This is a genomic window from Cellulomonas timonensis, from assembly GCF_900046455.1.
In the GTDB taxonomy this organism is placed as follows: domain Bacteria; phylum Actinomycetota; class Actinomycetes; order Actinomycetales; family Cellulomonadaceae; genus Cellulomonas_A; species Cellulomonas_A timonensis.
The window spans coordinates 157027-182667 of sequence record NZ_FCOT01000012.1 but is presented as its reverse complement, the minus strand read 5'-3'; the positions used below and the strand labels follow the sequence as shown (position 1 = coordinate 182667).

Here is a 25641-nt window from a genome sequence, read left to right as displayed (position 1 = left end):
GCCTCCTCCTAGAAAGCACGTGCTCATGGCCCTGTTCGACCTGCCCCTCGCTGAGCTTGAGACGTACCTGCCGGCCCTCGACGAGCCGGACGACTTCGACGAGTTCTGGCGTCGGACGCTCGCCGACGCGCGGTCCCATGACCTGGGGCTGCGGCTCGAGCGCGTCGAGACCGGGCTGACGCTGATCGAGGCGTACGACGTGACGTTCGCGGGGTTCGGCGGGCACCCGATCAAGGGCTGGCTGACCCGGCCGGCGGGCGTCGCCGGCCCGCTGCCGGCGGTCGTCGAGCTGATCGGGTACGGCGGCGGGCGCGGGCTGCCGCATGAGCATCTGGGGTGGGCGGCCGCGGGCTACGCGCACCTGTTGATGGACACCCGGGGCCAGGGCGGTCGCTGGGGCGCCGGTGGGGACACCCCCGACCCGGTGGGCTCAGGGCCGGCGACCCCGGGGTTCATGACCCGGGGCATCCTGGACCCGGAGGAGCACTACTACCGCCGCGTGATGACCGACGCGGTGCGCGCGATCGACGCGGTCCGCGCGGTGCCCGGTGTCGACGGCTCCCGCGTGACGGTGACCGGCGGCAGCCAGGGCGGCGGGCTCGCGCTGGCGGTCGCGGGGCTGGCCGACGGCCTGCTCGCGGTGATGCCCAATGTGCCGTTCCTGTGCCACTACCGCCGGGCTGTGGAGATCACGGACGCCGACCCGTACGGCGAGATCACCAACTACCTCGCGGTGCGCCGCGGCACGGACGAGCAGGTGTTCCGCACGCTCTCCTACCTCGACGGCGTGCACCTGGCCCGTCGGGCGTCGGCCCCGGCGCTGTTCTCCGTGGCGCTGATGGACCCGGTCTGCCCGCCGTCTACCGTCTACGCGGCGTTCAACCACTACGGGGCGCTGGCCGGCGGGGTCGAGGACAAGGAGATGGTCGTTTACCCGTTCAACCAACATGAGGGCGGGGAGGCCTACCAGTTCAGCCGTCAGCTCGAGTGGCTCGCCCCCAGAGTGGCGCGTGCCGCGGAGCCGGTGGCGCTGGAGCCGTCGGTCACTGGCTCGTTGTCGTAGCGGCGCCGGTCGTCGCCAGCGCGTCCACCAGCCCGTCGACGAGGTAGTCGAAGCTCACGTCCACGTCGTCCGGGAGGCCGAACCCGCCGTCGAGCTCGAGCGCGATGAAGCCGTGCACCGCCGCGCGGAACGCGCGGACCGCGTCGATCCGGCGGGACTCGGGGACGCCCAGCCGCGTGAGCTGCTCGGCGATCACGGCGACCGTCTCGCCGGCGGCGGCGCGCACGGCTGTGGCCTCTGGGTCGAGCACCCAGCTCGCCCCCTGGAGGGCGCTGTACCGGCCGGGCAGGGCGCGGGCCTGTTCGCGCAGAGCGTGGGCCATGGCCCGCAGCGCGTCCGCGGGGTCCCGCGTGCTGGCGGCGGCGGCGGCGGACAGCGTGGCGGTGAGGTGCTCGACGGCGATCCTGGCCACCTCGCGGCGCAGCGCGGGCAGCCCGCCCACGTGCTTGTAGAGGCTGGGGGTGGCGACCCCGGCCCGCTCGGCCACCGCGGCGAGTGTGAGCTGGGCGAATCCGCGCGGGCCGCCCTCGTCGACCACCTCGAGGGCGAGGGCGACGACGGCGTCGTGGGACAGCCCGGCCCTAGGCACGGGCGCCCAACACCCAGGCGCTGTCGGTGCGGGGCAGCGTGGCGATGTGGCCCAGGACCGCGGGGACCACGACGTCGGGCCGTTGGCCCTGCGGGTAGTGGCCGCTGTCGGGGATGAGCATGCCCGTCGCCTGCGGCAGCCGCCCCACGAGCCAGTCGAGCTCGGCGGCGGGGTCGGGGAACTCCTTGTCGCCCTCGCCGTAGAGCACGAGCGCGGGGGCCTGGATGTCCGGCACGGGGATGTCGACAGTCTCGGTGACGAGGCTCCGGGCGAGGGCGCCGAACGCCTCCATGCGCCCTGGGCGGCGCAGCGAGGCCCGCAGCGCGTCGATGTGCTCGCCGAGCCAGGGGGCCTGGTGGCCGTTGTTGAGCGAGCGGTAGAACCATGCCCAGGCGGCCGGGCCCCACGGGCGGCGCAGCAGCAGTGAGACCTGCAGTCGGGCGGTCGCGCTGACCGGGCCGTGGTCCTGCAGGTGGGCGGCGATGAGGACGAGGCCGGCGACCAGGTCAGGTCGGGCGTTCGCGACCCATGCGGCGGCGCCGGCGCCCACTGAGTTGCCGATGATCACGGCGGGCTCGTCGAGGTGCTCGAGGAGGGCGAGCACGTCCTGGGCGATGGGCACCAGGCCGTGCTCGGCGAAGGTGGCGTCGGAGTCGCCGTGGCCGCGCAGGTCGAGGGCGATGACGCGGTGGCCGGCGGCGGCGAGCGGGCCCGCGAGGTCGCGCCAAGTGGAGCGCAGGTCGCCCATCCCGGGCACGAGGACGACGACCGGCCCGGCGCCCTGCGAGGTGTAGGCGAGCCGTCCGTCGCCTCGGTCGAGGTGGTGCAGCGTGGTGTCCATGACTTGTAGGCTAATGCCATTAGCCAATGCCGTCTAGTGCCCACGGCGCCCGCGCTCATCGGATCCAGCCGGCGGCGGATTCCGCGCCACCCGGGGCCCGTGCGCGCATCGACGGCCATGACAGGGGAGGATGGACGCCACCTGACGTCCATCCGAGGAGACCACCCCCATGACCGCACAGCTTCCCGAGGCGACCGGATCGTTCGGTGAGAAGCCGACGCTGACCTTCCCCGACGCGGCGCCGCCGGCCGAGCTCGAGGTTGCGGTGCTCAGCCGCGGCGACGGCGCGCTCGTCGAGGCGGGCGACGACCTCGTCGTCAACTACCTGGGCCAGCTCTGGAACGGCCCGATCTTCGACAACTCCTACGACCGGGGCTCGTCGATCAACTTCCCGATCGGGGTCGGCGCCGTCATCGGCGGCTGGGACCAGGCGCTCGTCGGGCAGCAGATCGGCTCCCGCGTGCTGATCTCCATCCCGCCGCACCTGGGCTACGGCGACCGTGGCGTGCCGCAGGCCGGCATCAAGGGCGACAGCACCCTGGTCTTCGTCGTCGACATCGTCGGGGTCAACTGATCCGACCGCCCGTCACGCGCCCGGACCCCTGGCCAGGGGTCCGGGCGCGTCGTCGTCAGGAGGCGGGGCTCACGAGCCGCTGGAGGCGGGCCTTGCGCCGGTTCTCGCGGTCCACCCAGCGCACATCCGGGTCAGACGATCCGGCGAGCCGGGCGAACAGGGGCAGGCCGCGCTCCGGATCGGCAGCCCCCGCCACCGACCAGCAGTAGCCGAGGGCCTGCCGCATGACCCGCACCTGCGGGTTGCGCCGGACAGCCGGTGAGAGGCGGCCGAGCCGCGCCGTCGCCCGGTCGCACGCCTCGAGCGCGAGCGCCGCCGTCTCCGGGTCGCGCAGCAGCCGCGGCTCGCAGACGCCCGCCAGCGCGGCGCGCATCACCAAGAGGTCGTCCTGGGCGATCCAGTCGCGCACCACGTCGCGCAGCAGCCCGGGGTCGGCGTCGCCGATCCGCTGCAGCGCGAGCGCCACCGCCTCGCGGACCCGCCACCGGTCGTCGCTGGCCTCGGCGCGGAGCCGCTCCAGGGCCTGTGCGCGCGCGGCGTCGTCCGAGCGGGCCGCCACGGCCCCCAGCGCGACCACGCCGCACAGCCGTGTGTACTCCCGGTCCGAGCCCGCCAACCGCCAGGCCTCGCCGACGTCGGCCACGTCGGCCACGGCGCCCGCGAGCTCCAAGTTCGCGCGCGGGCCGGGAAGCCCCGAGCGGGTGTCGAGGTACTCGTCCAGGGTGTCCCCCGACAGGCCGGAGACCGCCTCCCGATACTCCTCACGACGTCCCACGGTCCGAGATTAACCCCGGTCGCTGGGGTCGCCCGCTCGGGCGTGCTCAGGGCCCCCGCCCACGGCGACCAGCCAGGCGGCCGATCGACGTGGGCGCCACCGATCACGGCGGGCAGGCTCGGCACAGGGCAGGATCACGGCACGGGGCAGGCGACCCCCGTCGAGTGGACCGGGCAGTACCCGTTCGGCACCTTGTGCAGGTACTGCTGGTGGTACTCCTCCGCGTAGTAGAACGGGCCCGCGTCGGCCGCGTCGCGGATCTCGGTGGTGATCTCCCCGTAGCCGTTGCGCGCCAGCTCGGGCGCGTACAGGTCGCGGGTCGTCCGGGCCGCCTCGGCCTGCTCGGGCGTGGTGGTGAAGATCGCCGAGCGGTACTGGGTGCCCACGTCGTTGCCCTGGCGGAAGCCCTGCGTCGGGTCGTGCAGGGTCCAGAACGTGCGCAGCAGCTCGGTGGTGGGCAGCACCGCCGGGTTGTACGCGACCATCACCGTCTCGGTGTGGCCGGTCAGGGCGGTGCACGTCTCGTCATACGTCGGGTAGGGCGTGAACCCGCCCTGGTACCCGGCCGCCGTCGTCACCACCCCGGGCAGCTGCCACATCTCCTTCTCGGCGCCCCAGAAGCACCCCAGCGCCAGGTAGATGACCTGGGTGCCCTCCGGCCATGGGCCCCGCAGCGGGGTGCCCAGCACGGCGTGCCGCTCGGGCACCGGGTAGGCGTAGTCGTCGCGTCCAGCCAGGGCCCGGTCGGGCGTGACCATCGTCGACTTCATCGCGGAACCGAACAGCCATCCGGCCATCTCGTCACTCTCCTCAGGGTCACCCCGTGCAACAGCACGGGGGATGTGCCGTGTTCCCGCGCCTGCCTAACAGGCGCACGGCCTAGCCTGTCTCCGTGACGACCGACCCCCACGCCCTTGACCAGCACTCCGGCCACGACTGGGACGCCGCCGGGTTCTCGACCCGCGCGATCCACGCCGGTCAGGACCCGGACGCCGCCACCGGCGCGGTGGTGCCCCCCATCTACCAGGTCTCCACGTACAAGCAGGACGGCGTGGGCGGGCTGCGCGGGGGATACGAGTACTCCCGGTCCGCCAACCCCACCCGCGCCGCGCTCGAGGAGGCCCTGCGCGCGGCCGAGGGCGGTGGCGCCGGCTTCGCGTTCGCCTCGGGGCTCGCCGCGGAGGACACGCTGCTGCGCGCGGTGCTGCGCCCCGGCGACCACGTCGTGGTGCCCGACGACGCCTACGGCGGCACCTACCGGCTGATCGCCCGCGTGTTCGGCCCGTGGGGCATCGACCACACGCCCGTCGACCTGGCCGACCCGCGCGCGGTGGTCGAGGCCATCCAGCCGGGCCGCACCAAGCTCATCTGGGTGGAGACGCCCACCAACCCGCTGCTCGGCATCGCGGACATCGCCGCCCTCGCGGCGCACGCCCGCTCGGCCGGCGCGCTGCTCGTGGTCGACAACACCTTCGCCACCCCGTACCTGCAGCAGCCCCTCGCCCTCGGCGCGGATGTCGTGGTGCACTCCACCACCAAGTACATCGGCGGGCACAGCGATGTCGTCGGCGGCGCGCTCGTGACCGCTGACGGCGCGCAGCTCCCCGTGGGCCTCGTCGGGCCGACGGGCACGACAGCGCTCGCGGACGCGGTCGGCTTCCACCAGAACTCGTCGGGCGCCGTCGCCGGGCCGTTCGACTCCTGGCTCACACTGCGCGGGCTGAAGACCCTGGCCGTGCGGATGGACCGGCACATCGCCAACGCCACGGCCGTGGCCGACTACCTCGAGGCCCACCCGAAGGTCACCGAGGTCATCTACCCCGGCCTCGCGTCCCACCCGGGGCACGAGGTCGCCGCCCGCCAGATGAGCGGCTTCGGCGGGATGGTCTCGTTCCGCACCGGAGGCCTCGAGTCGGCGCTCGCGGTCTGCGCGAAGACGCGCGTGTTCACGCTCGCCGAGTCGCTGGGCGGCGTCGAGTCGCTCATCGAGCACCCGGGCAAGATGACGCACGGCTCTGTGGCCGGCACGGCCCTCGAAGTGCCGGATGACCTGGTCCGCCTCTCGGTGGGCATCGAGGACCTGGCCGACTTGCTGGCGGACCTGGAGCAGGGCCTCGCATGAGTGGGTCTCCCGACGTGCCCGGCACGGGCGACACCCCGGTGGGCGACCGCCGCCCCTCCGATAATCTCACCGAGATCACGCCCGTCGTGGCGTCGATCCCGCGCTCGGTGCAGCTCTCCGCCGCCTGGGCGTGGCGGGTGCTGCTGATCATCGCCGCCACCGCCGTGGGGGTCTGGGCGATCAGCGTGTTGAAGACCATCGTGGTCCCGATCGCCATCGCCATCCTGCTCGCGGTGCTGCTGGCCCCGGTGGCGCGGTTCCTGCGCGAGCGGGCGCGGTTCCCCCGCGGCCTCGCGGCCGGCGGAGCGCTGATCGGGCTGCTGGGCCTGGTCGGCGGGCTGCTCACCGTCGCGGGCAACTCCGTGGTCAAGGGCTTCGGCGAGCTCGGCGACCAGGCGGCGCAGGGCATCGACGAGATCACCCAGTGGCTGGCCGAGGGCCCGCTGCACATCTCCGCCGACCAGCTCGACAGCTACCTCAACCAGCTCGGCACGTCGATCAGCCAGAACAGCGACGGCGTCGTCTCCGGCGCGCTGTCGGTGACGACCACGTTGGGGCATGTCGCCGCCGGCGCGCTCATCGCGTTGTTCTGCACCTTCTTCTTCCTGCTCGACGGCACCTCGATCTGGCGCTGGTGCCTGGGCCTGCTGCCCGTGCGCGCGCGGGCCCGCACCCACCAGGCGGCCCGCCGCGGCCTGGTCACACTCGGCGCCTACACCCGCACGCAGATCTTCGTCGCGTTCGTGGACGCGGTGGGCATCGGCGCCGGGGCCGCGATCCTGGGGGTGCCGCTCGCGCTGCCCCTGGGCATCCTCGTGTTCATCGGCTCGTTCGTGCCGATCGTCGGCGCGGTGCTCACGGGCTCGATCGCCGTGCTCGTCGCCCTCGTCGCCCAGGGGCCGGGCGCCGCGGTGATCATGCTCGTCATCGTGCTGGCCGTGCAGCAGATCGAGGGGCACGTGCTGCAGCCGCTCATCATGGGGCACGCGGTGTCGCTGCACCCCGTGGCGGTGCTGCTCGCCGTCGCGACGGGCTCCTTCCTCGCGGGCATCGTCGGGGCGCTGCTCGCGGTGCCCGTCGTCGCCGTCATCAACACGGTGGTCCTCTACCTGCACGGTCATGACAAGTTCCCCGACCTGGGCGACGACGACGCCTTCCACGGCAGGCCACCTCATGCGCCGCCGCCGGTGACGGCAGCCGCCGCCCCCGCCGCTGAGGGGGAGCGCTCATGAGCTGGGTGGACGAGGTGCGCGCAGCCGCCGCCCTGCTGGACGGGATCGCAACCCGCACCCCCGTCGACGCCAGCCGCGCGCTGTCCCAGGCCGCTGGGGCCGACGTGTGGCTCAAGTGCGAGAACCTGCAACGCGCGGGCTCCTTCAAGATCCGTGGCGCGTACGTGCGGATGGCCCGGCTGGACGCCCAGGAGCGGGCGCGCGGGGTGATCGCCGCCAGCGCCGGGAACCACGCGCAGGGCGTGGCGCTCGCTGCCCGGCTGCTCGGGATCGACGCCGTCGTGTACATGCCCGTGGACGCCGCGCTGCCGAAGGTCGCCGCGACCCGGGAGTACGGCGCCGAGGTGCGGCTCGTGGGCTCCAGCGTCGACGAGGCGCTGGTCGCGGCCCTCGCGGAGTCCGAGCGGACGGGGGCGGTGCTGATCCACCCGTTCGACCACCGGGACGTCGTCGCCGGCCAGGGCACCATCGCGCTCGAGATCCTCGAGCAGGTGCCGGACGTCGCCACGATCCTGGTGCCCGTCGGCGGGGGAGGCCTCGCTGCCGGCATCGCCGCCACCGTCGCCGAGCTGCGGCCCGACGTGCGCGTGGTGGGCGTCCAGGCGGCCCGCGCCGCCGCCTACCCGGCCTCGATGGCCGCCGGGCGCCCGGTGCCCGCCGCGAGCGTGCGCACCATGGCGGACGGCATCGCCGTGGGGACCCCCGGCATCGTGCCGTTCGAGATGCTGCACGCGCTGGGCTGCGAGATCCGCACCGTCACCGAGGAAGACCTCTCACGCGCGCTGCTGCTGGTGGCGGAGCGCGCGAAGCTGCTCGTGGAGCCCTCGGGGGCCGCCGCCGTCGCGGCCTTGATGGCCGCCCCCGCCGGGACGTTCCAGGGCCCTGCGGTCGCGGTGCTCTCCGGCGGGAACATCGACCCGCTGGTGCTGCTGCGCGTGGTGCGCCATGGCCTCGCCTCGGCAGGCCGGTACCTGCAGCTCCGCGTCAAGGTCGACGACTCGCCCGGCGCCCTGGCCGGCCTGCTCGGCGAGCTCGCCGCCACCGGCGGCAACGTCATGCACGTCTCACACGTGCGCACCGGCACCGGGCTCGCGATCGACGAGGTCGAGATCGAGGTGCAGGTCGAGACGAAGGGCCCCGAGCACTGCGTCCAGGTGCGCGAGCACGTGCTCAGCGCGGGGTTCCGGCTCGTCGAGGGCTGAACCGCCCTCTCGGTCGTCGCCCGGCCCGAATCGCCGCAGGCAAAGGGCGAGGGCCCCGCACCGTGAAGGTGCAGGGCCCTCGCCACTGCGATCGGCTTGCGCCGCGCACGCATGCGCTCCCGATGGGTCAGCCCTGGAAGGGCTTCGCCGCCTTGATCTCAACGGGGATCTGGGAGCCGTTCGGCGCCTCGTAGCTCACCGTGTCGCCCACCGAGCGGCCGCTGATCGCGGCGCCCAGCGGAGACGTGGGCGAGAAGACGTCGATCTCCGCGGTGCCCGCGATCTCGCGCGAGCCCAGCAGGAAGATCATCTCGTCGCCGGCGACCACAGCCGTGACGACCATGCCGGGCTCGATGACGCCGTCGTCGGGCGGCGTGCCGATCTGCACGTTCCGCAGCTTCTCCTTGAGCTCGCGGATGCGCGCCTCCTGCTTGGCTTGCTCCTCGCGAGCGGCGTGGTAGCCGCCGTTCTCCTTGAGGTCGCCCTCGTCGCGCGCGGCGGCGATGCGCTCGGCGATCTCGGTGCGGCCCTCATCTTCGAGGCGTGCGAGCTCAGTCTTGAGCCGGTCGTAGGCCTCCTGCGTCAACCAGGTGGCCTGAGTCGTCTCGGTCACGATCGCTCCTTCCTTGCAACATCGGGGGTGCACGCGTCCGGGCACGGAACCTGTGATCGAGTGAGGTCGTGCCTTCTCGCTCGGTCGCGTCGACCAGTGGTCACGCCTGACCGTCGTGGCGCGTGAATCGTCCAGGATAGCAAGGCCACGGTCCATTCAGAGCGCTGGCGTGCCCGCTTCTTCGCCGCTCCGCGCGGCACGAACCTGCGAAGCGGGGCTGTGGACCGGGCCTGTGGCGCGGACCTCAGGGCGCGGCGTCGGGATCCACGACCCAGCATGAGGTGACCTCGGCGGCGGTGGCGAGCTCGGCGGTGGGTATCGGCTCGCGCACCCGCACCGTGCGGTCCGCGGAAGGCTCCACCACGATGTCGCGGACTCCGACCTCGGCATAGGCGACATTCAGCGCGTGCACGGCGCAGGCGACCGTCACACCCGCCCCGCGGGTCACGTCGAGCGTGATGTCGGTGTTGTCGTCACCGGTCACGGAGAACCCGACGGTGGACCACTGGACGGGGTCGCGCAGCACGCCGATGCCGGTCCACACCCCGACGGGCACGGCGACGACGGCGATCACCGCGGCGGGGATCGCCCAGGCGGGCCAGCGACGCTCGCGGGGCTCGCGCCCATAGCGGCCGACGGGCGGCCGGGTCGGGATCGACTCGCTCACAGCAGGGCTCCTCGTGGGGGCTCGGGGCGCCGGACGGCGCCGGCGTGCGCGATCATTGTCTCTCGCCCGCCGCGCGCCGAGCGCCGGGTCGTCCCACAGGAGGTTGCGGTGACCGCAGAACGGCTGCGCCTGATGGCGGTGCACGCCCATCCCGACGACGAGTCGAGCAAGGGCGCGGCGTCGATGGCCCGGTACGCGGCAGAGGGCGTCGACGTGCTCGTGGTGACGTGCACCGGCGGCGAGCGGGGCGACGTGCTCAACCCGCACTACCCGCCCGTCACCGGCGGCCCCGCGGAGATGAACGCGATCCGCCGCGCCGAGATGGCCGCGGCCGCGCAGGCGCTCGGCGTCCGCCAGGAGTGGCTCGGCTTCGTGGACTCGGGCCTGCCCGAGGGCGACCCGCTGCCGCCGCTGCCCGAGGGCTGCTTCGCGCTGGTCCCGCTGGAGGAGGCCGCCGAGCCCCTCGTGCGGAAGGTGCGCGAGTTCCGGCCGCACGTCATCACGACGTACGACCCCACGGGCGGCTACCCGCACCCCGACCACATCATGACCCACCGCGTCTCCGCGGAGGCGTTCGCCGCTGCGGGCGACCCGGAGCGCTACCCCGACTCCGGCGAGCCGTGGACCCCGCTGAAGCTCTACTACAACCACGGGTTCTCGATGGCGCGGATACGAGCCGCGCATGAGGCCCTGCTCGCCCAGGGCCAGGAGTCCCCCTTCGGCGAGTGGGTGGAGTCGCGGGCCGCCCGGGAGATCCCGGAGCGCGAGGTCACCACCCGGATCCAGTGCGCCGACTGGTTCGACGCGCGTGACGAGGCGTTGCGCGCGCACGCCACGCAGATCGACCCCACCGGCTTCTTCTTCGCGTTCCCGCGCGACGTCGAGCGCGAGGTGTGGCCGTTCGAGGAGTACGAGCTCGCGGAGTCCCGCGTGCCGACGACGTTGCCGGAGGACGACCTGTTCGCCGGGGTGCGAGAGGTGGACGAGTGAAGGTCCCTGCCATGCTGCTGCTGGCCGTCAGCCCGTCCCCGTCGCCGACATCGGGGGCCACTGGCTCGCAGGCCGGCTCGCCCGGGATCCTCGGGTTCATCGTGACGTTCGCCGTCGCGCTGGCGGCGATCGGGCTGTTCTTCGGGCTGACGCGCCAGCTGCGCCGGATGGAGCACCGAGCGGAGCAGATGGGCCTCGAGGGCCGCCGCAAGGTGGACGGCCCCTGGCCGGGAGCGCCGGAGGTCGCGCGCGAGGGCGGCGTCGCGGCGGGCCAGGCGGGCACGCGGCTGGATGAGCCGGGCGCTCAGGGGTCGGGCGCTCAGGGGGCCAGCGCTCAGGAGTCGGGAGCCGAGGGGCCGGGGGCCGACCGGCCATGAGGCCGGGCCAGGCGGGGCAGCCGCCGCGGTGGCGGCCATGAGCGGCGTCGCCCCGCCGGCGCGGCCTGCTGTCCGCGTCACCCTCGGCCAGCTCGCGGTGAGCGAGGACCATGCCGCGAACCGGCTCGCCGTGGTGGACGCGCTGCGCACTGCCGCCCGCGCTCACGCGGACCTGTTGGTGCTCCCCGAGTACGCGTCGGGCTTCGACCCGCGAGGCGTCGGCCCGGAGCACGCCGAAGGGCTGGACGGGCCGTTCGTCCGCACATTGCGCGAGCACGCCGCGAAGACGGGCGTCGCGGTCGTGGCGGGGACGATGCTGCCGGGCGCCACGCCGGCCCGCGGGGTCAACGCGGTGGTGGCGGTGGACGGCGCCGGGGAAGTGGCGGGCGTCTACCGCAAGGTGCACCTCTACGACGCGTTCGGCCATCGCGAGTCGGATCGGCTGGAGGCGGGCTCGCCGGACGCGGCGCCCCTGCTGCTCGATCTCGGTGGGCTGCGCTTCGGCATCCTGACCTGCTACGACCTGCGGGTCCCGGAGTCCGCCCGGCGGCTGGTGGACGCCGGCGCCCGGGTTTTGGTGGTGCCCGCGGCGTGGGCGGCGGGGGAGCTCAAGGCGATGCACTGGCGCACGCTCGCCGTCGCGCGCGCGATCGAGAACACGGCGGCGGTGGTCGCGGTGGGGCAGGCGGGCCGCGGCGGGGGGGGGCGCTCGCTGCTGGGGGCGCCCGGCGGCGTGGTGGGCCTGGAGCGCGACGACAAGCCGGGCATCCGCACGGCTGACATCGGCGGGGCCGCGCTGGCGGCGGTGCGCGAGCGCACCCCGTCGTTGCGGCACCGCCGGTACGGGGTGGTCCCGCTTCCCTGAGTCACCCTGAGCCGCGCTGAGCGGCGGGGGCCGCCGCCGTCAGGCGCTGGCGTGCGAGGCGATCGCCACGGCGACGTACGTGCAGGTGAACCCGATGATGGTCAGCGCGTGGAAGACCTCGTGGAAGCCGAACCAGCGCGGGCTCGGGTTGGGCCGCTTGAGGGCGTAGACGACGGCTCCCGCGATGTACGCGACACCGCACGCGATGATCAGCCAGACGGCGGGGACGCCGCCGGGGGCCTCCCAGAACTGGGGCAGGAACCCGAGCGCGACACAGCCCAGCGCCACGTAGATCGGGGTGTAGACCCATCGCGGGGCGCCGAGCCACAGCACTCGCGCCAGCAGTCCGAGCACGGCGCCCGACCACACGACGATCAGCAGGATGTCGCGGGTGCGCGGCGGCAGCAGGAGCGCCGCTAGCGGGGTGTAGGTGCCCGCGATGATGAGGAAGATGTTGGAGTGGTCGAGGCGGCGCAGCACCCCGGTGACGCGCGGCGACCACGTGCCCCGGTGGTACACCCCGCTGGTGCCGAACAGCAGCATCGACGTGATCCCGAACACCGTGCACGACCAGCGTGCGGTGAAGGTGGGGGCCGTGGCGACGAGGACGATCGAGGCCACGACGACCAGCGGGAACATCCCGGCATGGAGCCAACCGCGCAGGCGTGGCTTGATCGCGCTGACAACGTCCTCGACTGCTGGGGGGGTGTCCACGTGCGTCCGTCCTGTGCGTGCCGCGTGTGTGAGGCCTGGCGTGCTGGAGCATAACTTACGAGACCGTAGGTTACGTGTGCGTAGGTAGTGGTTGATGTCGGGCGGATCGGTCATCGACCCGTCGCGGGGCGAGTACCGTGTGTGCCCGGAAGAGCCTGCACCCTCGAAGGAGCGTCCTGCGCGTGCGCCTGCCCCATCCGCTCTACGGCCTCTACGAGCGACGCATCGCCGCCTCGCTCTCGCCGGAGCAGGTGCCGCGTCATGTCGGCGTCATCCTCGACGGTAACCGGCGCTGGGCCCGCAACGTGGGAGCCTCCGCCGCGACGGGCCACCAGCGCGGCGCGGACAAGATCTCCGACCTGCTCACCTGGAGCGAGGAGATCGGCGTCGAGGTCGTCACGCTGTGGATGCTCTCCACCGATAACCTCTCCCGTTCCGCCGAGGAGCTCACGGCGCTGCTCGCGATCATCGAGGACGCGGTGCGCGACCTCGCCAGCACCGGGCGCTGGCGCGTGCAGGCCGTCGGCTCGCTCGACCTGCTGCCCGAGGCCACCGTGCAGGCCCTCAAGGACGCCGAGGCGAGCACGCGCGACATCGCCGGGCTGCACGTCAACGTCGCCGTCGGCTACGGCGGCCGCCGTGAGATCGCCGACGCGGTCCGCTCCATCCTGCGCCAGCACGCCCAGGCCGGCACCAGCCTCGACGAGCTGGCCGAGTCCTTCAGCGTCGAGCACATCGCCGAGCACCTCTACACCAAGGGCCAGCCCGACCCCGATCTTGTCATCCGCACCTCCGGGGAGCAGCGACTGGGCGGCTTCCTGCTGTGGCAGAGCGCGCACTCCGAGTACTACTTCTGCGAGGCGTACTGGCCCGACTTCCGCCGGGTCGACTTCCTGCGCGCGGTGCGCGCGTACGCCGCCCGGGAGCGCCGGCTCGGCCGCTGAGCCGGGCCATCGGATGGCCGGCGGGGGACCGTGGCCACGATCCGGTGAACATCAGGTGACAGGCGCGCGTGTCGGGGGCGAACCCTCTCAGACCGGGCGTAGCGTTCGGCGCGACGGACGGCATCCGCCGTCCCCGGGAGGCCAGCCCATGGAGCAGAAGCTCCAGGAGGAGGGCCGGATCCGGCCCCCTCGGCCGGCCGACCTCGTCCCGTCACCTCGCGCCGCCCGCCGCCCGCGCCCAGGGCTGGACGGCATGAGGGGCCCGATGCGGCGTCGCTGAGGCGCCGGAGGGAGCCTGCCGTGGTCAAGCAAGAGCTGCGAGTCCCCGCACCGACGAGCCCGGGGGACAGCCCGGCCGGCGACCATCGGCGCACGCACGTGCTGGACACCTCCGTCCTGTTGGCCGACCCCCAGGCCATCCAGCGGTTCGCCGAGCACGACGTGGTCCTGCCCGTGGTGGTCGTCACCGAGCTCGAGGGCAAGCGGCACCACGCCGAGCTCGGCTACTTCGCCCGAACGGCCCTGCGGATGCTCGACGACCTGCGCGTGGCCCATGGGCGGCTGGACGTGCCGATCCCGCTGGGGCGACTGGGCGGCACGCTGCGCGTCGAGCTCAACCACACCGACCCGTCCGCGCTGCCCGCGGGGTTCCGGCTGGGCGACAACGACTCGCGGATCCTCGCCGTCGCCGCGAACCTCGCCGCCGAGGGCCGCGACGTCACCGTCGTGTCGAAGGACCTGCCGATGCGGGTCAAGGCGTCAGCCCTGGGGCTGCGCGCCGAGGAGTACCGCGCCGAGCTGGCCGTCGACTCCGGCTGGACCGGCATGGACGCGCTCGACGTGTCGGAGCAGGACATGGCCCGCCTGTGGGACGAGGAGGGCCTCGGGCTCGCCGAGCTGGCCGCCACGGGCGGGACCGCGCTGGTCCCGCCGGAGCTGCCCTGCCACACGGGCCTGGTGCTGCACTCGCCCCGGGGGTCGGCGCTCGGCCGGATCACGGCGGACAAGCGGGTGCAGCTCGTGCGCGGCGACCGGGAGGCGTTCGGTCTGCGCGGTCGCAGCGCCGAGCAGCGCATCGCGATCGACCTGCTGCTCGACGAGGCCATCGGCATCGTCTCCCTCGGCGGCCGCGCCGGGACGGGCAAGTCGGCGTTGGCCCTGTGCGCCGGGCTCGAGGCTGTCCTCGAACGCCGCCAGCACCGCAAGGTGATGGTGTTCCGGCCGCTGTACGCCGTGGGCGGCCAGGACCTCGGCTACCTGCCCGGCACCGAGGCCGAGAAGATGGGCCCGTGGGCGCAGGCCGTCTTCGACACCCTCGGCGCGCTGGTCAGCCCCGACGTCGTGGCCGAGGTGATGGCCCGCGACCTGCTCGAGGTGCTGCCCCTGACGCACATCCGCGGGCGGTCGCTGCACGACGCCTACGTGATCGTCGACGAGGCGCAGTCCCTCGAGCGCAACGTGCTGCTCACCGTGCTGTCCCGCATCGGGCAGGGCTCCCGCGTGGTGCTCACCCACGACGTGGCGCAGCGGGACAACCTGCGCGTGGGGCGCCACGACGGGGTCGCCGCCGTGATCGAGGCGCTCAAGGGACACCCGCTGTTCGCGCACATCACCCTGACGCGGTCCGAGCGCTCGCCGGTGGCCGCGCTCGTCACCGAGATGCTGGAGGGCATCGAGGGCTGAGCCCTCGTAGGCGATCGGGCTGGCGGGCGGTCACTCCTCGACGAGGCGGCCGTCCGCCAGCCGGATCACGCGGTCGGCGAGGTCGATCATCAGCGGGTCGTGCGTCGAGACGATGGCGGTCATGCCCTCGGCCTGCACCACCGCGCGCAGCAGGGCCATCACGGCCAGCCCGGTCTCGGTGTCGAGCTGGCCCGTCGGCTCGTCGGCGATGAGCAGGCGCGGGGAATTGGCCAGCGCGCGGGCGATCGCGACGCGCTGCTGCTGGCCGCCGGACAGCTCCCCGGGGCGTTGCAGCGTGTGCGCGCCCAAGCCCACCAGGTCGAGCAGCAGGGCCACCCGCGCCTCGCGCACCGCGGCGGGCAGCTTGCGCAGGCGCAGGGGGACGCCCACGTTCTCGGCGGCGGAGAGCACGGGCACCAGCCCGAATGTCTGGAACACGAAGGACACGACGTCGCGGCGCAGCTCGACCAGGCCGTGCTCGCCGAGCGACGTGACCTCCCGTCCGTCGATCACCACGCGACCGGCGTCCGGCCTGTCCAGGCCCCCGATGATGTTCAGCAGCGTCGTCTTGCCCGACCCGGACTTGCCGACCAGGGCCACGAGCTCGCCGGGCCGCACCGTGAACCCCACGTCCTGCACCGCGTGCACCGCGGCGGCGCCGGAGCCGAACGTGCGGCTCACGCCGTCCACGGCGACCATCGGCTCACCCGTGGCGGATCGCGACGGGGTGGTGGCGGTGCTGGTCACGGCTGCTCCTCGGGCACGGGGACGGCTGGTGGGGGTTGCGGGCTGCGCGGCCGGTCCGGCCACACGGCGACGTGGCTCGACTCGAGTGCGAGCCGCACCCGGTCGCTGAGCTCGAGCACCTCGCGGTACTCGCGGGGGAGCTGCACCCGGCCGGCCCGGTCGAGCACCGCGTACTCCTCCGCGACCACGGACTCGGAGCCGTGCTCGTCGGTGTGCGTGCGGCGCAGCACCTCGGAGCTGGTGCGGCCGTCGCGGATCGACACCGTGCGCTGCACATGCTCGCTCACCGACGCGTCATGGGTGACGACCACCACGGTGACGCCGAGCTCGCGGTTGACGGTGCGCAGCGACTGGAGCACCTCCACCGACGTCGCGGTGTCGAGCTGGCCGGTGGGCTCGTCGGCGAACAGCACCTGCGGGGACGCGGCGAGGGCCACGCCGATCGCCACGCGCTGCTGCTCGCCGCCGGACATCTGCGACGGGCGCCGGGCCGCGCAGTACCCCACGCCGAGCATGTCGAGCAGCTCGCCCGCCCGGGTGGCCCGCTGGCGGCGGCCCACGCCCGAGAGCGCGAGCGGCAGCTCGACGTTCTGCGCTGCGTCGAGGTACGGCACCAGGTTGCGCGCGGTCTGCTGCCACACGAAGCCGACCATGCTGCGCCGGTAGGCGACCCGCTGGCGCGCGCTCATCGCCATCAGGTCCCACGGCCCCACCCGCACGCGGCCGGCAGTGGGGACGTCGAGCCCCGAGAGCACCGACAGCAGCGTCGACTTGCCCGATCCGGAGGCGCCGATGATCGCGACCTCCTCACCCGCCTCGATGAGGAGGTCCAGGCCCTGCAAGGCCTGCACCTCGATGCCCTCCGACTGGTAGATGCGCACCAGGTTGTCGCAGGCGATCAGGGCGTTGTGCCCGAACTCGTCGGGGCGGCGGCGCGCGCGGTCCTCGAGGGCCTCGAGCGTCTCGAGGTCGTCGGTCTGGGTGGTGCTCACCTGTCGTCTCCCGTCGTTCGCCCTGCTGTGGTGGTCCTGCGTCCTCGTGTGCCCCTCATCGGCGCCCGTCACCGCTCCCCGACGCGCAGCACGTCGCCGAGCCGCTCGCGGCGCCGCACGGCCGCCTCGACGACCACGCTCACGGCCAGGGCGAGCACCGTGGCCCCTACGGCGATGACGACCGACCTCGCGTCGAGGGTGACCGGTCCCGGCCGCAGCTCGCCGGTCAGCTCGCTCAGGCCGAGGGCGCTGTGCAGCGCCACGGGCACGGCCAGGCCCACCCCGACGCCGATCAGCAGCGCGGCCGCCGTGAGCGGCGCGAGCTCGCCCAGGGTGATCCGGCGAGCGAGGCGCGCATCCAGGCCGAGGGTGCGCAGCGCCGACACAGTGCGGCCCCGCTCGGGCGCGCTGGCCACGACGGTCAGCGCCAGCGTGACCGACGCGAAGGCGGCCAGGATCGCCGCGGAGGCCACGAGGAGGGCGAGCAGCCGCGACTCCAGGGGACCGCTGCGGGCGTCGGCCAGCCACTGCTCGCGGGTGGTGACCGTCAGTTGTGGCTCCTTGTCGAAGCCCGCGGTGGCGATGGCCGCGGCCGCCCCGGGCCCGTCCACCCAGAGCATGTCGGTGGCGACTGCCTCGCCGGACGCCGCGCCCAGCTGGGCGCGATCGACGATCACGAGCAGCTCGCCGGGCGCTCCCAGGCCGGTGACGCCCACCACGTCGAGCGTGATGAAGTCCTCGCCATGGAAGATCGAGGCGCCCGCCTGGGCCGCCATATCCGCCAGGGCGGGGGAGACCACCGCCTGCGGCGCACCCGAGCCACTGGCGCCGTCGAGCAGCCGCAGCTCGCCGGCGTACCGCTCGTCATGCGCGGCCAGGAGGAGGTCGAGGTTCGCGGCGTCAGCGGCCAGCACCGTCACCTTGACGTCCGAGCCGCGGTTGAAGGTGCGGTCGGTGCTGCGCTGGGCGGCCGCGGCGGCGCTCACCCCCGGGAGCTCGAGCAGTGTCGCGGCCGCGTCATCCGGCAGGGGGCCGTCGATCCGGGCCTCGGCGCCGACGCGTTGCGCGGCAGCGCGGACCTGGCCGTCGCCGACGGTTGCGGCGATGCTGCCGGAGAACACGACGAGAGCCGTGCAGACGGCCAGGGCCAGCAGCGGCAAGGCGCCGCCTGTCGCTCGGGCGGCGCGCGCCGTGGCGACGACGGCGACGAGCCCACGGCCGCGCGCAGCCGCCCGGGCGGCCGCGCGGAGCACCAGGGGCAGCACCCGCAGGGCGACGACGGTGGCCGCCCCCGCCATCAACGCCGGTGTGGCGCTGAGCAGCAGATCGGCGCCGCTCGTCTGCGACTGGAGCAGGCCGCGCGCCCGGATGGCTCCCACAGCGCCGACGGCCAGCACCACCACGGCGGCCTCGGCCACCACGCGGCGGGTGCGGCGCCTCGTGGCGAGGCGCTCTCGGTCACTGCGGTTCGCCGGCGCCTGGCGCCCGCCCCAGGCGCGGGCCACGAGGAAGGCGCCGCCGACGGGGACCGCCCCCGCCGCCACCCCGGCGACGAGCAGCGCCGGCCACCACGTCCATGCGGCGTCACGCGACACGGGGATCGCTGCCAGGAGGCCCAGTGAGAAGCCCGCGGCGGCGAGCGGCACGGACTCGAGGCCGAGCCGCAGCATGACGGAGGCCACCGACGCCCCCCGCGCCCGCTCGGCGACCAGCACCGGCCTGCGGCGATCCAACACGAGCCTCGCGGCGAGCAGCAGGGCGAGCGCCCCCACCAGCACCAGGCCCGAGAGCACCACGTACGCCTGCGCCTGCGCGCCGCGCAGCTGGACCTGGAACTCGGGCAGCACGGCAGTGAGGGCGGTGCTCACCGCGGGCGACCCGTAGCGGGTCTTCAGGGGTGTCGTGTCCAGGATGGTCCTGGCCAGCGACCTCTCGAGCACGGCGGCCTCCTCGCTGCGCAGCGTGTCGCTGAGCAGCGGGAACCGCACCTCGACGGTCTGGGCGGGGCCCAGCACGGCCTGTGCGGCGTCGGGCAGCGAGTGGTCGCCGACCATGAAGCCGACCACCGTCTGGGCGTCCGCGCCACGGGCGGTCCGATGCTCCAGGAGCGCGTCTGCCGCGGCCCACCCCGGGTCGGGCACCCCGGTGGCGTCGAAGACCCCCGACACGACCAGCACCGTCGCCCCCTGGGTGCCGCGCACCACCGGCACCTCCTGCCCGACCTGGAGGCCGAGGGACTGCGCGTTGTGCTGCGAGACCGCCACCTCGACGCGGCGCGGGCCCACAGCTTGGACCTCGTCGCCGCCCTCGTCCGCTTCGGGCTCCGGCGGGGCGGCGGGCGCGCCGCCGTCCACCCAGCGCACGTCGGCGGTGTCCTGGCTCGACCACCAGGAGTACTGGGCGATGGCCTGCGTCCCGTCCAGCGCCACAGTCGTGTGCGCCGAGAACGTCGCCCGCGGCTGCCCGGTCACCGCGCTGAGCTCGGGGGCGAGCGCCTCGTCCATGCGGTCCACGGCGGTGCGGAGCCGGCTCGCGGCGTCGCTGGGCCGCTTGACGGGGAAGGCGTCCTTGATGGAGACGGGCAGCCGGGCGATCACGTCGGCGGACGTCCCGGCGCGTGCCGCGGCGCCCTGCAGCCCGGCGTCCGCGCCGCTGGCGAGCAGGCGAGGGCCGCTCAGCGTCAGGAAGCACAGCACGGTGACGAGCAGCAGCTGCCCGGCGAGCAGGCCGCGGTCGGACTGGGCCCGGCGGCGGGCCACCAGTGCCGCGCCGCCGATGGGGGAGCGGCCGGCACGCGCCAGCGCGGACCGCCCGCCCCGCGCTGCCGCCGCCCGCGCGGGTGGCCCCGCCCCCCCCCCCCCCCCCCCCCCCCCACCCCCCCCCCGCCCCCCCCCTCCCCCCCCCCCCCGCGCCGGGGGGGCCCCCCACCCCCCCCCCGCCCCCCCCCACCCCGCCGACGCCAACGCCCCCGACCCCGGCGGCCCCCAGTCGCAGGAGCTCGGCAGAGGCGCGACGCATCAGCGCGGAGGCGGTGAGCGTGATGGCGGCGCCCGTCAGGACCACGACGCCCAGCAGCAGGACGCCCTGGCTCGGCCAGTCCCAGACCAGCTGCGCCGCCGGTCGCGGCGGCCTGCCGTCGGCGCCGAGCGTGAGCAGCGGCGCCCCGAGCCGGGCGAGGAACCCGCCGAGCGCGCCGCCGGCGACGACGCCCAACGCGACCAGCAGGGCGTGCTCGACCACCACCGACCGGACGAGCGTCGCGCGCGCCGCGCCCAGCGCCTGCAACCGGGCCAGCTCCAAGCGGCGTTGGCGCACGGAGACGGTGGCGCTCATGGTCAGGCCCACGACGGCGAGCGCGACGGCTGCCAGGCTGATGAGCCGCAGCGCCGCGGTCACCGCCACCCGCAGAGGCCCGTGGGCGAGGTCCTCCTCGACATGGACCCGGCTGACGGCGGATCCGCCGTGGCCCTCGCGGACCTCGGCGAGCACCGCGCCGGCGTCCGGGTCTGCGACCTCGAGCCACCACTCGTCCACGAGGTCCTCGTCGAACCCTGCCCTGGCGAGCGCGTGGGTGAGGGTCGTCCGGTCCATCAGCACGGCGTCCCGCCCGGGCACGGAGGGAAGGTCGGGCACGGCGCGCACGATCACCGCGCGCACCAGCATCCCGCCCACCATGAGCGCGGCGGAGTCCCCGACCTCCAGGCCCACCTCGTCGAGGAGCTGGGCCGAGGCGATGGCGGGCGCCTCGCCGGCGTCGGCGAGGACTGTGGCGACGAACCCCGCGTCGCCGAATCCGCTGGGCAGGTCGTCGCCCTCCTCGCGCACGATGAGCGGCTGGCCGCCCTGGCCGCCGGAGACGGCGATCCCCACGGTCGACCCGAAGGGGTCGGGGCGGGTGCGGGCGGACCACTCGCCGCCGTCGAACGTGGCCGGCGTCTCGGCGCCCTCGGGTCCGGTCCCGCGAGGCGCGGACAGCTCGATCTCGAAGGCCGCGCCTTGCGGGATGGACACGGCGAAGTTGTAGTCCAGATCGGACCGCGCGAAGAGCTGCCCGCTGGCCCCGATCACCGCGAGCGGCTCCGCGAGCCGCGCGCCGTCGTCGGCGAAATTGATGGTGACGTCCTGGGGCGTGCCGTCGAGGGGCACCAGGTTGTCGGGGCCTCGCGTCGCGATGACGCCGTGCGCGTCCTGGACGAGGACGCGCAGGCGCAGCCCCACCGGGCCCACCTCGGGGTCGGCGGCGCCGGTCACTGTCACCGCGAAGCCCGTGGTCCCGGGCGGCAGGGGGGCTCCGACGGCCGACTCCACGTTGTCAGGGCGGAGGAGGTCCTCCCACTGCGACGGGTCCTCGCGCCCACGGACCATCGCGGGAGCCTGTGCGGCGTCGATGGCCAGCAGGTGGACGGTGCTCGCCTTGCCGTCCAAGGCGCCCATGTCCACGCGGCTGCCCAGCGACACGGACCGGGAGGCCACGGGCGAGGCAGCGGAGACACCGCTCAGCCCGGCGATCACGCTGGACTGCTCGAAGGGGCCCAAGGGCAGCCGGTCGACGCGCACGTCCGTTCCGACCTGTGCCGCGGCCTGGTCCGTCTGCGAGAGCGACCAGGTGGCATGGAACGACTGGGCGAAGGCGCCGATGGCGATGGCCAACGTCAGGACGAGCACGGCGCCGGTGGCCCTCCGGGGACGTCGGCCGACCTCCCAGGCCGCGAGCGGAGCCGCCAGCGAGCGGCTGCGGCCGGCGCGCCGCTCGGCGACGGCGGCGACCAGGGGAAGCAGCCGGAGCGCGATGGCCGCGCCCGCCAGCAGGAACAGCGCGGGGCCCACCACCAGCACCGGGTCCACGCCTCCTGAGCGGAGCACGGGGGAGCGGTACTGGCGCAGTTGCAGGTAGGCGACGACGGCGAGCGCGACGAGCGCCACATCGATCCCCGAGCGCGTCATCATCGTCCGCCGGTCCTGGCGCACCTCGCCCTGCTCCGCGTCGACCACGCTGGTGGTGCGGCGCAGCAGGGGCGCCACGAGCACCGCGGCGAACAGGAGCGCGGCTCCGCCGCAGGCGAGCCACAGCAGGGCGGGAGTGCCCTGGTCCGCGGGCAGGCCCGCCGCCGCGAACGCGGACTCCTCCGCGAGGAGCCGGTACACGCCGCGGGCGAGCCACGGCGCCGTCGCCGCCGTCACCGCCGCCACCCCCGCGGCCTCCAGCACGCCCAGCCCCACGAGTTGGGCCCGCGACGCGCCTCGTGACGTGAGCAGCGCCTCCTCGCCGGTGCGCCGCTCGGTGAGGAGGCGGGCGCTGAGCTGCAGCACGCTCGCGGTCAGTGCCAGGAGCATCAAGCTCAGCACGATCAGGGCCACGCGGGTCACGGCGAGCCCGGCGCGGGCGCTGTCGAGGCTCGTGGCCAGCCGGCTCGCGAAGGTGGCGCTCTGCGCCGAGGTCGTCATCGCCTTGGCCAGCTCCACCCGCGCGCCGTCGAGGCGGGCGCGCAGACCGTCGAGCGCGGAGCGGTCCGCGCCCACGACATCGGGGCGCAGGACGATGTGCGCGGTGTCCAAGGCGAGCTGGGGCGCGCGCATGGCCGTCGGGGTGGCGAGCAGCGGGCCGTAGGCGACCGTCACGGCGTATCCCCACGAGCCGGGCACGGGGTACGCCCGGTTGACGGACGTGCCCGCGAACGGGTCCCTAGACCAGAACTGGGCCGCTGGCAGGGGCCCGTACCCGCCGACGACCACCACGTCCACGGCGGAGCTCGAGGTGAACGCGCGCAGCGGCACCACGTCGCCCGGCGACCAGCCCAGCTCGTCGGCGGCGACCTGCGGGACGGCGACCTCGATGCGGTCCGCGGCGCCGTCCTGCGGCCATGCCCCCTGGACGAGCCGGGTGCCCTCGGCGGCGGAGTCGAGGAATCCGAGCAGCACGGCGACGTCGAGCGCCCCGGGTGTGGGCGACGGATGCCGGTAGGCCGTCGAGGTCAGCCACTCGTGCTGGGTGGCGGCCACGTCCCCGACGGTGGACCTGAGCGCGGCGGGGGCGGCGTCGGGCGCCTCCTCGCCGTCGTGCGCGCCCCCCGAGAGGCCGGCGTCGAGCTCGAGCTCGGACAACGGGCGCCGTGCGAGGTCGGCGGCGACCGCACGCCCGTCGCTCGCTGTGAACAGCAGGGTGAAGGCCCCGATCAGGCCCGCTCCCGCGATGGCGACCGCCAGCACCGCCGCGAGCACGGTGCGTTGTGTCGCTGCTCGTCGCAGCACGATCCCGGTCGCCCACCGCACGCTGTGATCCCCCTGCCGCCGCCCTTGGCCCCAGGTGATGCCAGGGCGCCCGCCAACCGGTGACGGGCGCCCGAATCTAGCCGCCGTGATGTGGGGTGTGGGAGCGTTTCCGCACGGCCCGCCGAAGCACCCGAAGATCGTTACGCCGCCGTGATCGAGGCGACGAACGACACTCGTCGAACGTTGTGCGGCAGGTGGGCTAGATGTGCGGCGGACGGGTCATCGCGAGCACGTCGAGCGCCGCGTCGAGCTGTTCCTCGGTGACCTCGCCCCGCTCCACGTAGCCCAGGTCCACCACGGCCTCACGCACGGTCATGCCGTGCTTGACCGAGTGCTTGGCGATCTTCGCGGCGGCCTCGTAGCCGATCACCCGGTTCAGCGGCGTGACGATCGACGGGGAGGACTCCGCGAGCGCCCGGGCCCGCTCCACGTTCGCCTCGATGCCGGACACCGTCTTGTCGGCGAGGAGCGTCGAGGCGTTCGCGAGCAGCCGGATCGACTCCAGCACGCCCAGCGCGATCACGGGGATTTGGACGTTGAGCTCGAACGACCCGCTGGCGCCAGCCCAGGCGACTGTCGCGTCGTTGCCGATGACGCGCGCGGCCACCATGAGCACCGCCTCGGGGATCACCGGGTTGACCTTGCCGGGCATGATCGACGAGCCGGGCTGCAGGTCGGGGATGAAGATCTCCCCGAGGCCCGTGTTGGGGCCTGAGCCCATCCAGCGCAGGTCGTTGCAGATCTTCGTCAGGCTCACCGCGAGGGTGCGCAGCGCCCCGGACAGCTCGACCAGCCCGTCGCGGGCGCTCTGCGCCTCGAAGTGGTCGCGCGCCTCGGTCAGCGGCAGCCCGGTGTCCTCGCGCAGCAGCGCGATCACCCGCTGCGGGAACCCCGCCGAGGTGTTGATGCCGGTGCCGACGGCCGTCCCGCCGAGCGGCACCTCCGCGACGCGGGGCAGGGTCGCCTGGAGGCGCTCCACGCCGTAGCGGATCGCCGCGGCGTAGCCGCCGAACTCCTGCCCGAGGGTCACCGGCGTCGCGTCCATCAGGTGCGTGCGACCCGACTTCACGACGGTGGCGAACTGCTCGGCCTTCGCCTCGAGCGCCCCGGCCAGGTGCTCCAGGGCGGGGACCAGGTCGCGGACGACGCCGGCGGTGGCGGCCACGTGCACGGAGGTGGGGAAGACGTCGTTCGAGGACTGCGAGGCGTTGACGTGGTCGTTCGGGTGCACTGGCCGGCCGAGGCGGGCCGAGGCCAGCGTGGCCAGCACCTCGTTGGTGTTCATGTTGGAGGACGTGCCCGAGCCCGTTTGGAACACGTCGATGGGGAAGTGCGCGTCATGGGCGCCCGAGGCGACCTCGTCGGCGGCTGCGGCGACGGCTGCGGCGATGTCGGCGTCCAGCACCCCCAGCTCGGCGTTCGCGAGGGCGGCGGCCTTCTTGATCCTGGCCAGGGCCTCGATGTGGCTGCGCTCGAGGCGCGTTCCCGAGATCGGGAAGTTCTCGACAGCCCGTTGGGTCTGGGCGCGGTACAGCGCGTCGGCGGGGACGAGGACCTCGCCCATCGTGTCGTGCTCGATGCGGAATCCTCCGTGAGAGGCGGTCATGGGGGCGGCGGCGTCATTGGCGTGCTCACTCATGGGCGCATCTTCTCACTGGCCTGGCGCGACGTCCCCCGCCAGGTCGCCGATCTTCTCCGACAGGTGCACGCGGCCGTCCGCGAGGGTGTACTCGACGCCCACGATCGCGCACCGGCCCTCGGCCACAGCGTCCGCGAGCGAGCGCGAGTAGCTCTCCAGCATCTGCACCGTGTGGCGCACGTGCTCATGCCCCAGTTGCTCGGCGGAGACGGTGGCCAGCCCGGGGCCGTCCGCCGCGCCCGTCAGCGACACGATGGAGGGGATGACGCGGTCGACGATGGCGCGCACGAAGCCGTTCGGCACGACACCGGTGGTCAGCGCCGCGGTGGCGGCGGCCACTGCGCCGCAGCTGTCGTGCCCGAGGACCACCACGAGCGAGGCGCCCAGGATGTCGACGCCGTACTCGATGGACCCGATCACCGTGGTGTCGAGCACGTGGCCGGCGGTGCGCACCACGAACACGTCGCCGAGCCCCTGGTCGAAGATGATCTCGGCGGCGACACGGCTGTCAGAGCAGCCGAAGATCACGGCGAAGGGCGCCTGTGCGGAGCTCAGCTCCGCGCGTCTGTCGATGCCCTGGGACGGGTGGGCCATCTCGTCGCGCACGAACCGCTCGTTGCCGGTGAGCAGCGCGGACCATGCCTGGGCTGGGGTGGCGGGTCGAGACATGGGGTCATCGTGACAGGACGGGCCCAAGGTCCCGGATCGCGACCGCAATGTGGTCGATGACGGTCCACTCGCC

At 74.2% G+C, this 25641-nt stretch carries 23 protein-coding genes; 10 read left to right on the top strand and 13 right to left on the bottom strand.

Going from position 1 to position 25641, the window contains the following annotated elements; all coding sequences use genetic code 11:
- The first annotated feature begins 25 nt into the window (after positions 1-25).
- A complete protein-coding gene (locus tag BN3788_RS09265; protein ID WP_066584914.1) occupies positions 26-1063 on the top strand; it encodes an acetylxylan esterase in 1038 nt (345 codons plus the stop codon).
- Here BN3788_RS09265 and BN3788_RS09260 read toward each other — a convergent pair.
- Both BN3788_RS09260 and BN3788_RS09255 read right to left on the bottom strand, forming a co-directional pair.
- Complete coding sequence (locus BN3788_RS09260; RefSeq protein WP_066584910.1) at positions 1044-1652, bottom strand: TetR/AcrR family transcriptional regulator; 609 nt, start codon at positions 1650-1652, stop codon at positions 1044-1046. The genes BN3788_RS09265 and BN3788_RS09260 overlap by 20 nt on opposite strands.
- Positions 1645-2493, bottom strand: coding sequence for an alpha/beta fold hydrolase (locus BN3788_RS09255; protein ID WP_066584908.1), 849 nt, complete (start codon positions 2491-2493; stop codon positions 1645-1647). The genes BN3788_RS09260 and BN3788_RS09255 overlap by 8 nt, the downstream gene beginning before the upstream one ends.
- A 169-nt stretch (positions 2494-2662) precedes the next feature.
- Between BN3788_RS09255 and BN3788_RS09250 the strand changes: the two genes are divergently transcribed.
- Complete coding sequence (locus BN3788_RS09250) at positions 2663-3067, top strand: FKBP-type peptidyl-prolyl cis-trans isomerase (RefSeq protein ID WP_066584906.1); 405 nt, start codon at positions 2663-2665, stop codon at positions 3065-3067.
- A gap of 55 nt (positions 3068-3122) precedes the next feature.
- Here BN3788_RS09250 and BN3788_RS09245 read toward each other — a convergent pair whose 3' ends face one another.
- Positions 3123-3842 carry a hypothetical protein gene (locus BN3788_RS09245; protein WP_082812760.1) on the bottom strand — a complete coding sequence of 240 codons (720 nt, stop codon included), beginning with the start codon at positions 3840-3842 and terminating at the stop codon, positions 3123-3125.
- A 134-nt stretch (positions 3843-3976) separates the two neighbouring features.
- Complete coding sequence (gene msrA, locus BN3788_RS09240; protein WP_066584904.1) at positions 3977-4639, bottom strand: peptide-methionine (S)-S-oxide reductase MsrA; 663 nt, start codon at positions 4637-4639, stop codon at positions 3977-3979.
- A gap of 95 nt (positions 4640-4734) precedes the next feature.
- Here msrA and BN3788_RS09235 point away from each other — a divergent pair, with 95 nt between their 5' ends.
- Genes BN3788_RS09235 through ilvA form a run of 3 tightly spaced genes read left to right on the top strand, consistent with a single transcriptional unit; the run spans position 4735 to position 8398 of the window.
- Positions 4735-5964 carry a cystathionine gamma-synthase gene (locus BN3788_RS09235; protein WP_066584903.1) on the top strand — a complete coding sequence of 410 codons (1230 nt, stop codon included), beginning with the start codon at positions 4735-4737 and terminating at the stop codon, positions 5962-5964.
- Positions 5961-7196, top strand: a complete 1236-nt coding sequence (locus tag BN3788_RS09230) for an AI-2E family transporter (protein WP_082812759.1) — start codon at positions 5961-5963, stop codon at positions 7194-7196. Before BN3788_RS09235 ends, BN3788_RS09230 begins: the two co-directional genes overlap by 4 nt.
- Entirely contained in the window at positions 7193-8398 is a 1206-nt protein-coding gene (gene ilvA, locus BN3788_RS09225) for a threonine ammonia-lyase (protein ID WP_066584895.1), read from the top strand. The genes BN3788_RS09230 and ilvA overlap by 4 nt, the downstream gene beginning before the upstream one ends.
- Before the next feature lie 127 nt (positions 8399-8525).
- On the opposite strand, the gene greA is transcribed toward ilvA, so the two are convergent.
- Positions 8526-9011 (bottom strand): transcription elongation factor GreA, encoded by a 486-nt coding sequence (gene greA, locus BN3788_RS09220; protein ID WP_066584892.1) that lies wholly within the window; start codon positions 9009-9011, stop codon positions 8526-8528.
- A 244-nt stretch (positions 9012-9255) separates the two neighbouring features.
- Positions 9256-9678, bottom strand: a complete 423-nt coding sequence (locus BN3788_RS09215) for a DUF4307 domain-containing protein (RefSeq protein ID WP_066584889.1) — start codon at positions 9676-9678, stop codon at positions 9256-9258.
- Between the two features lie 132 nt (positions 9679-9810).
- Between BN3788_RS09215 and mca the strand changes: the two genes are divergently transcribed.
- From mca to BN3788_RS09200, 3 genes are read left to right on the top strand one after another with little or no spacing between them, the layout of a single operon-like run.
- A complete protein-coding gene (gene mca, locus BN3788_RS09210; protein WP_082812757.1) occupies positions 9811-10668 on the top strand; it encodes a mycothiol conjugate amidase Mca in 858 nt (285 codons plus the stop codon).
- Positions 10665-11045, top strand: coding sequence for a hypothetical protein (locus tag BN3788_RS09205; protein ID WP_066584884.1), 381 nt, complete (start codon positions 10665-10667; stop codon positions 11043-11045). The genes mca and BN3788_RS09205 overlap by 4 nt, the downstream gene beginning before the upstream one ends.
- Before the next feature lie 37 nt (positions 11046-11082).
- Positions 11083-11910: a nitrilase-related carbon-nitrogen hydrolase gene (locus tag BN3788_RS09200; protein WP_066586936.1), complete on the top strand. Its 828-nt coding sequence runs from the start codon at positions 11083-11085 to the stop codon at positions 11908-11910.
- 39 nt (positions 11911-11949) lie between these two features.
- On the opposite strand, the gene trhA is transcribed toward BN3788_RS09200, so the two are convergent.
- Complete coding sequence (gene trhA / locus BN3788_RS09195; RefSeq protein ID WP_066584882.1) at positions 11950-12624, bottom strand: PAQR family membrane homeostasis protein TrhA; 675 nt, start codon at positions 12622-12624, stop codon at positions 11950-11952.
- Between the two features lie 182 nt (positions 12625-12806).
- Here trhA and BN3788_RS09190 point away from each other — a divergent pair, with 182 nt between their 5' ends.
- Positions 12807-13568 (top strand): isoprenyl transferase, encoded by a 762-nt coding sequence (locus tag BN3788_RS09190; RefSeq protein ID WP_066584881.1) that lies wholly within the window; start codon positions 12807-12809, stop codon positions 13566-13568.
- Between the two features lie 315 nt (positions 13569-13883).
- The gene (locus tag BN3788_RS09185; RefSeq protein ID WP_066586934.1) at positions 13884-15251 is read left to right on the top strand and encodes a PhoH family protein; all 1368 of its coding nucleotides are present in this window, start codon (positions 13884-13886) and stop codon (positions 15249-15251) included.
- Between the two features lie 30 nt (positions 15252-15281).
- Here BN3788_RS09185 and BN3788_RS09180 read toward each other — a convergent pair whose 3' ends face one another.
- The 6 genes from BN3788_RS09180 to BN3788_RS09160 all read right to left on the bottom strand — a co-directional run bounded on the left by BN3788_RS09180 (position 15282) and on the right by BN3788_RS09160 (position 25568).
- Entirely contained in the window at positions 15282-15950 is a 669-nt protein-coding gene (locus BN3788_RS09180) for an ABC transporter ATP-binding protein (RefSeq protein ID WP_082812889.1), read from the bottom strand.
- A 44-nt stretch (positions 15951-15994) separates the two neighbouring features.
- Positions 15995-16990: an ABC transporter ATP-binding protein gene (locus tag BN3788_RS09175; protein ID WP_066584878.1), complete on the bottom strand. Its 996-nt coding sequence runs from the start codon at positions 16988-16990 to the stop codon at positions 15995-15997.
- A 68-nt stretch (positions 16991-17058) separates the two neighbouring features.
- Positions 17059-17610, bottom strand: coding sequence for an FtsX-like permease family protein (locus tag BN3788_RS20075; RefSeq protein WP_315969765.1), 552 nt, complete (start codon positions 17608-17610; stop codon positions 17059-17061).
- 964 nt (positions 17611-18574) lie between these two features.
- Entirely contained in the window at positions 18575-23260 is a 4686-nt protein-coding gene (locus BN3788_RS09170) for an FtsX-like permease family protein (RefSeq protein ID WP_147525096.1), read from the bottom strand.
- A gap of 199 nt (positions 23261-23459) precedes the next feature.
- Positions 23460-24899: a class II fumarate hydratase gene (locus BN3788_RS09165; protein ID WP_234346579.1), complete on the bottom strand. Its 1440-nt coding sequence runs from the start codon at positions 24897-24899 to the stop codon at positions 23460-23462.
- Between the two features lie 12 nt (positions 24900-24911).
- Positions 24912-25568 carry a carbonic anhydrase gene (locus BN3788_RS09160; protein WP_066584865.1) on the bottom strand — a complete coding sequence of 219 codons (657 nt, stop codon included), beginning with the start codon at positions 25566-25568 and terminating at the stop codon, positions 24912-24914.
- Positions 25569-25641: the final 73 nt, after the last annotated feature.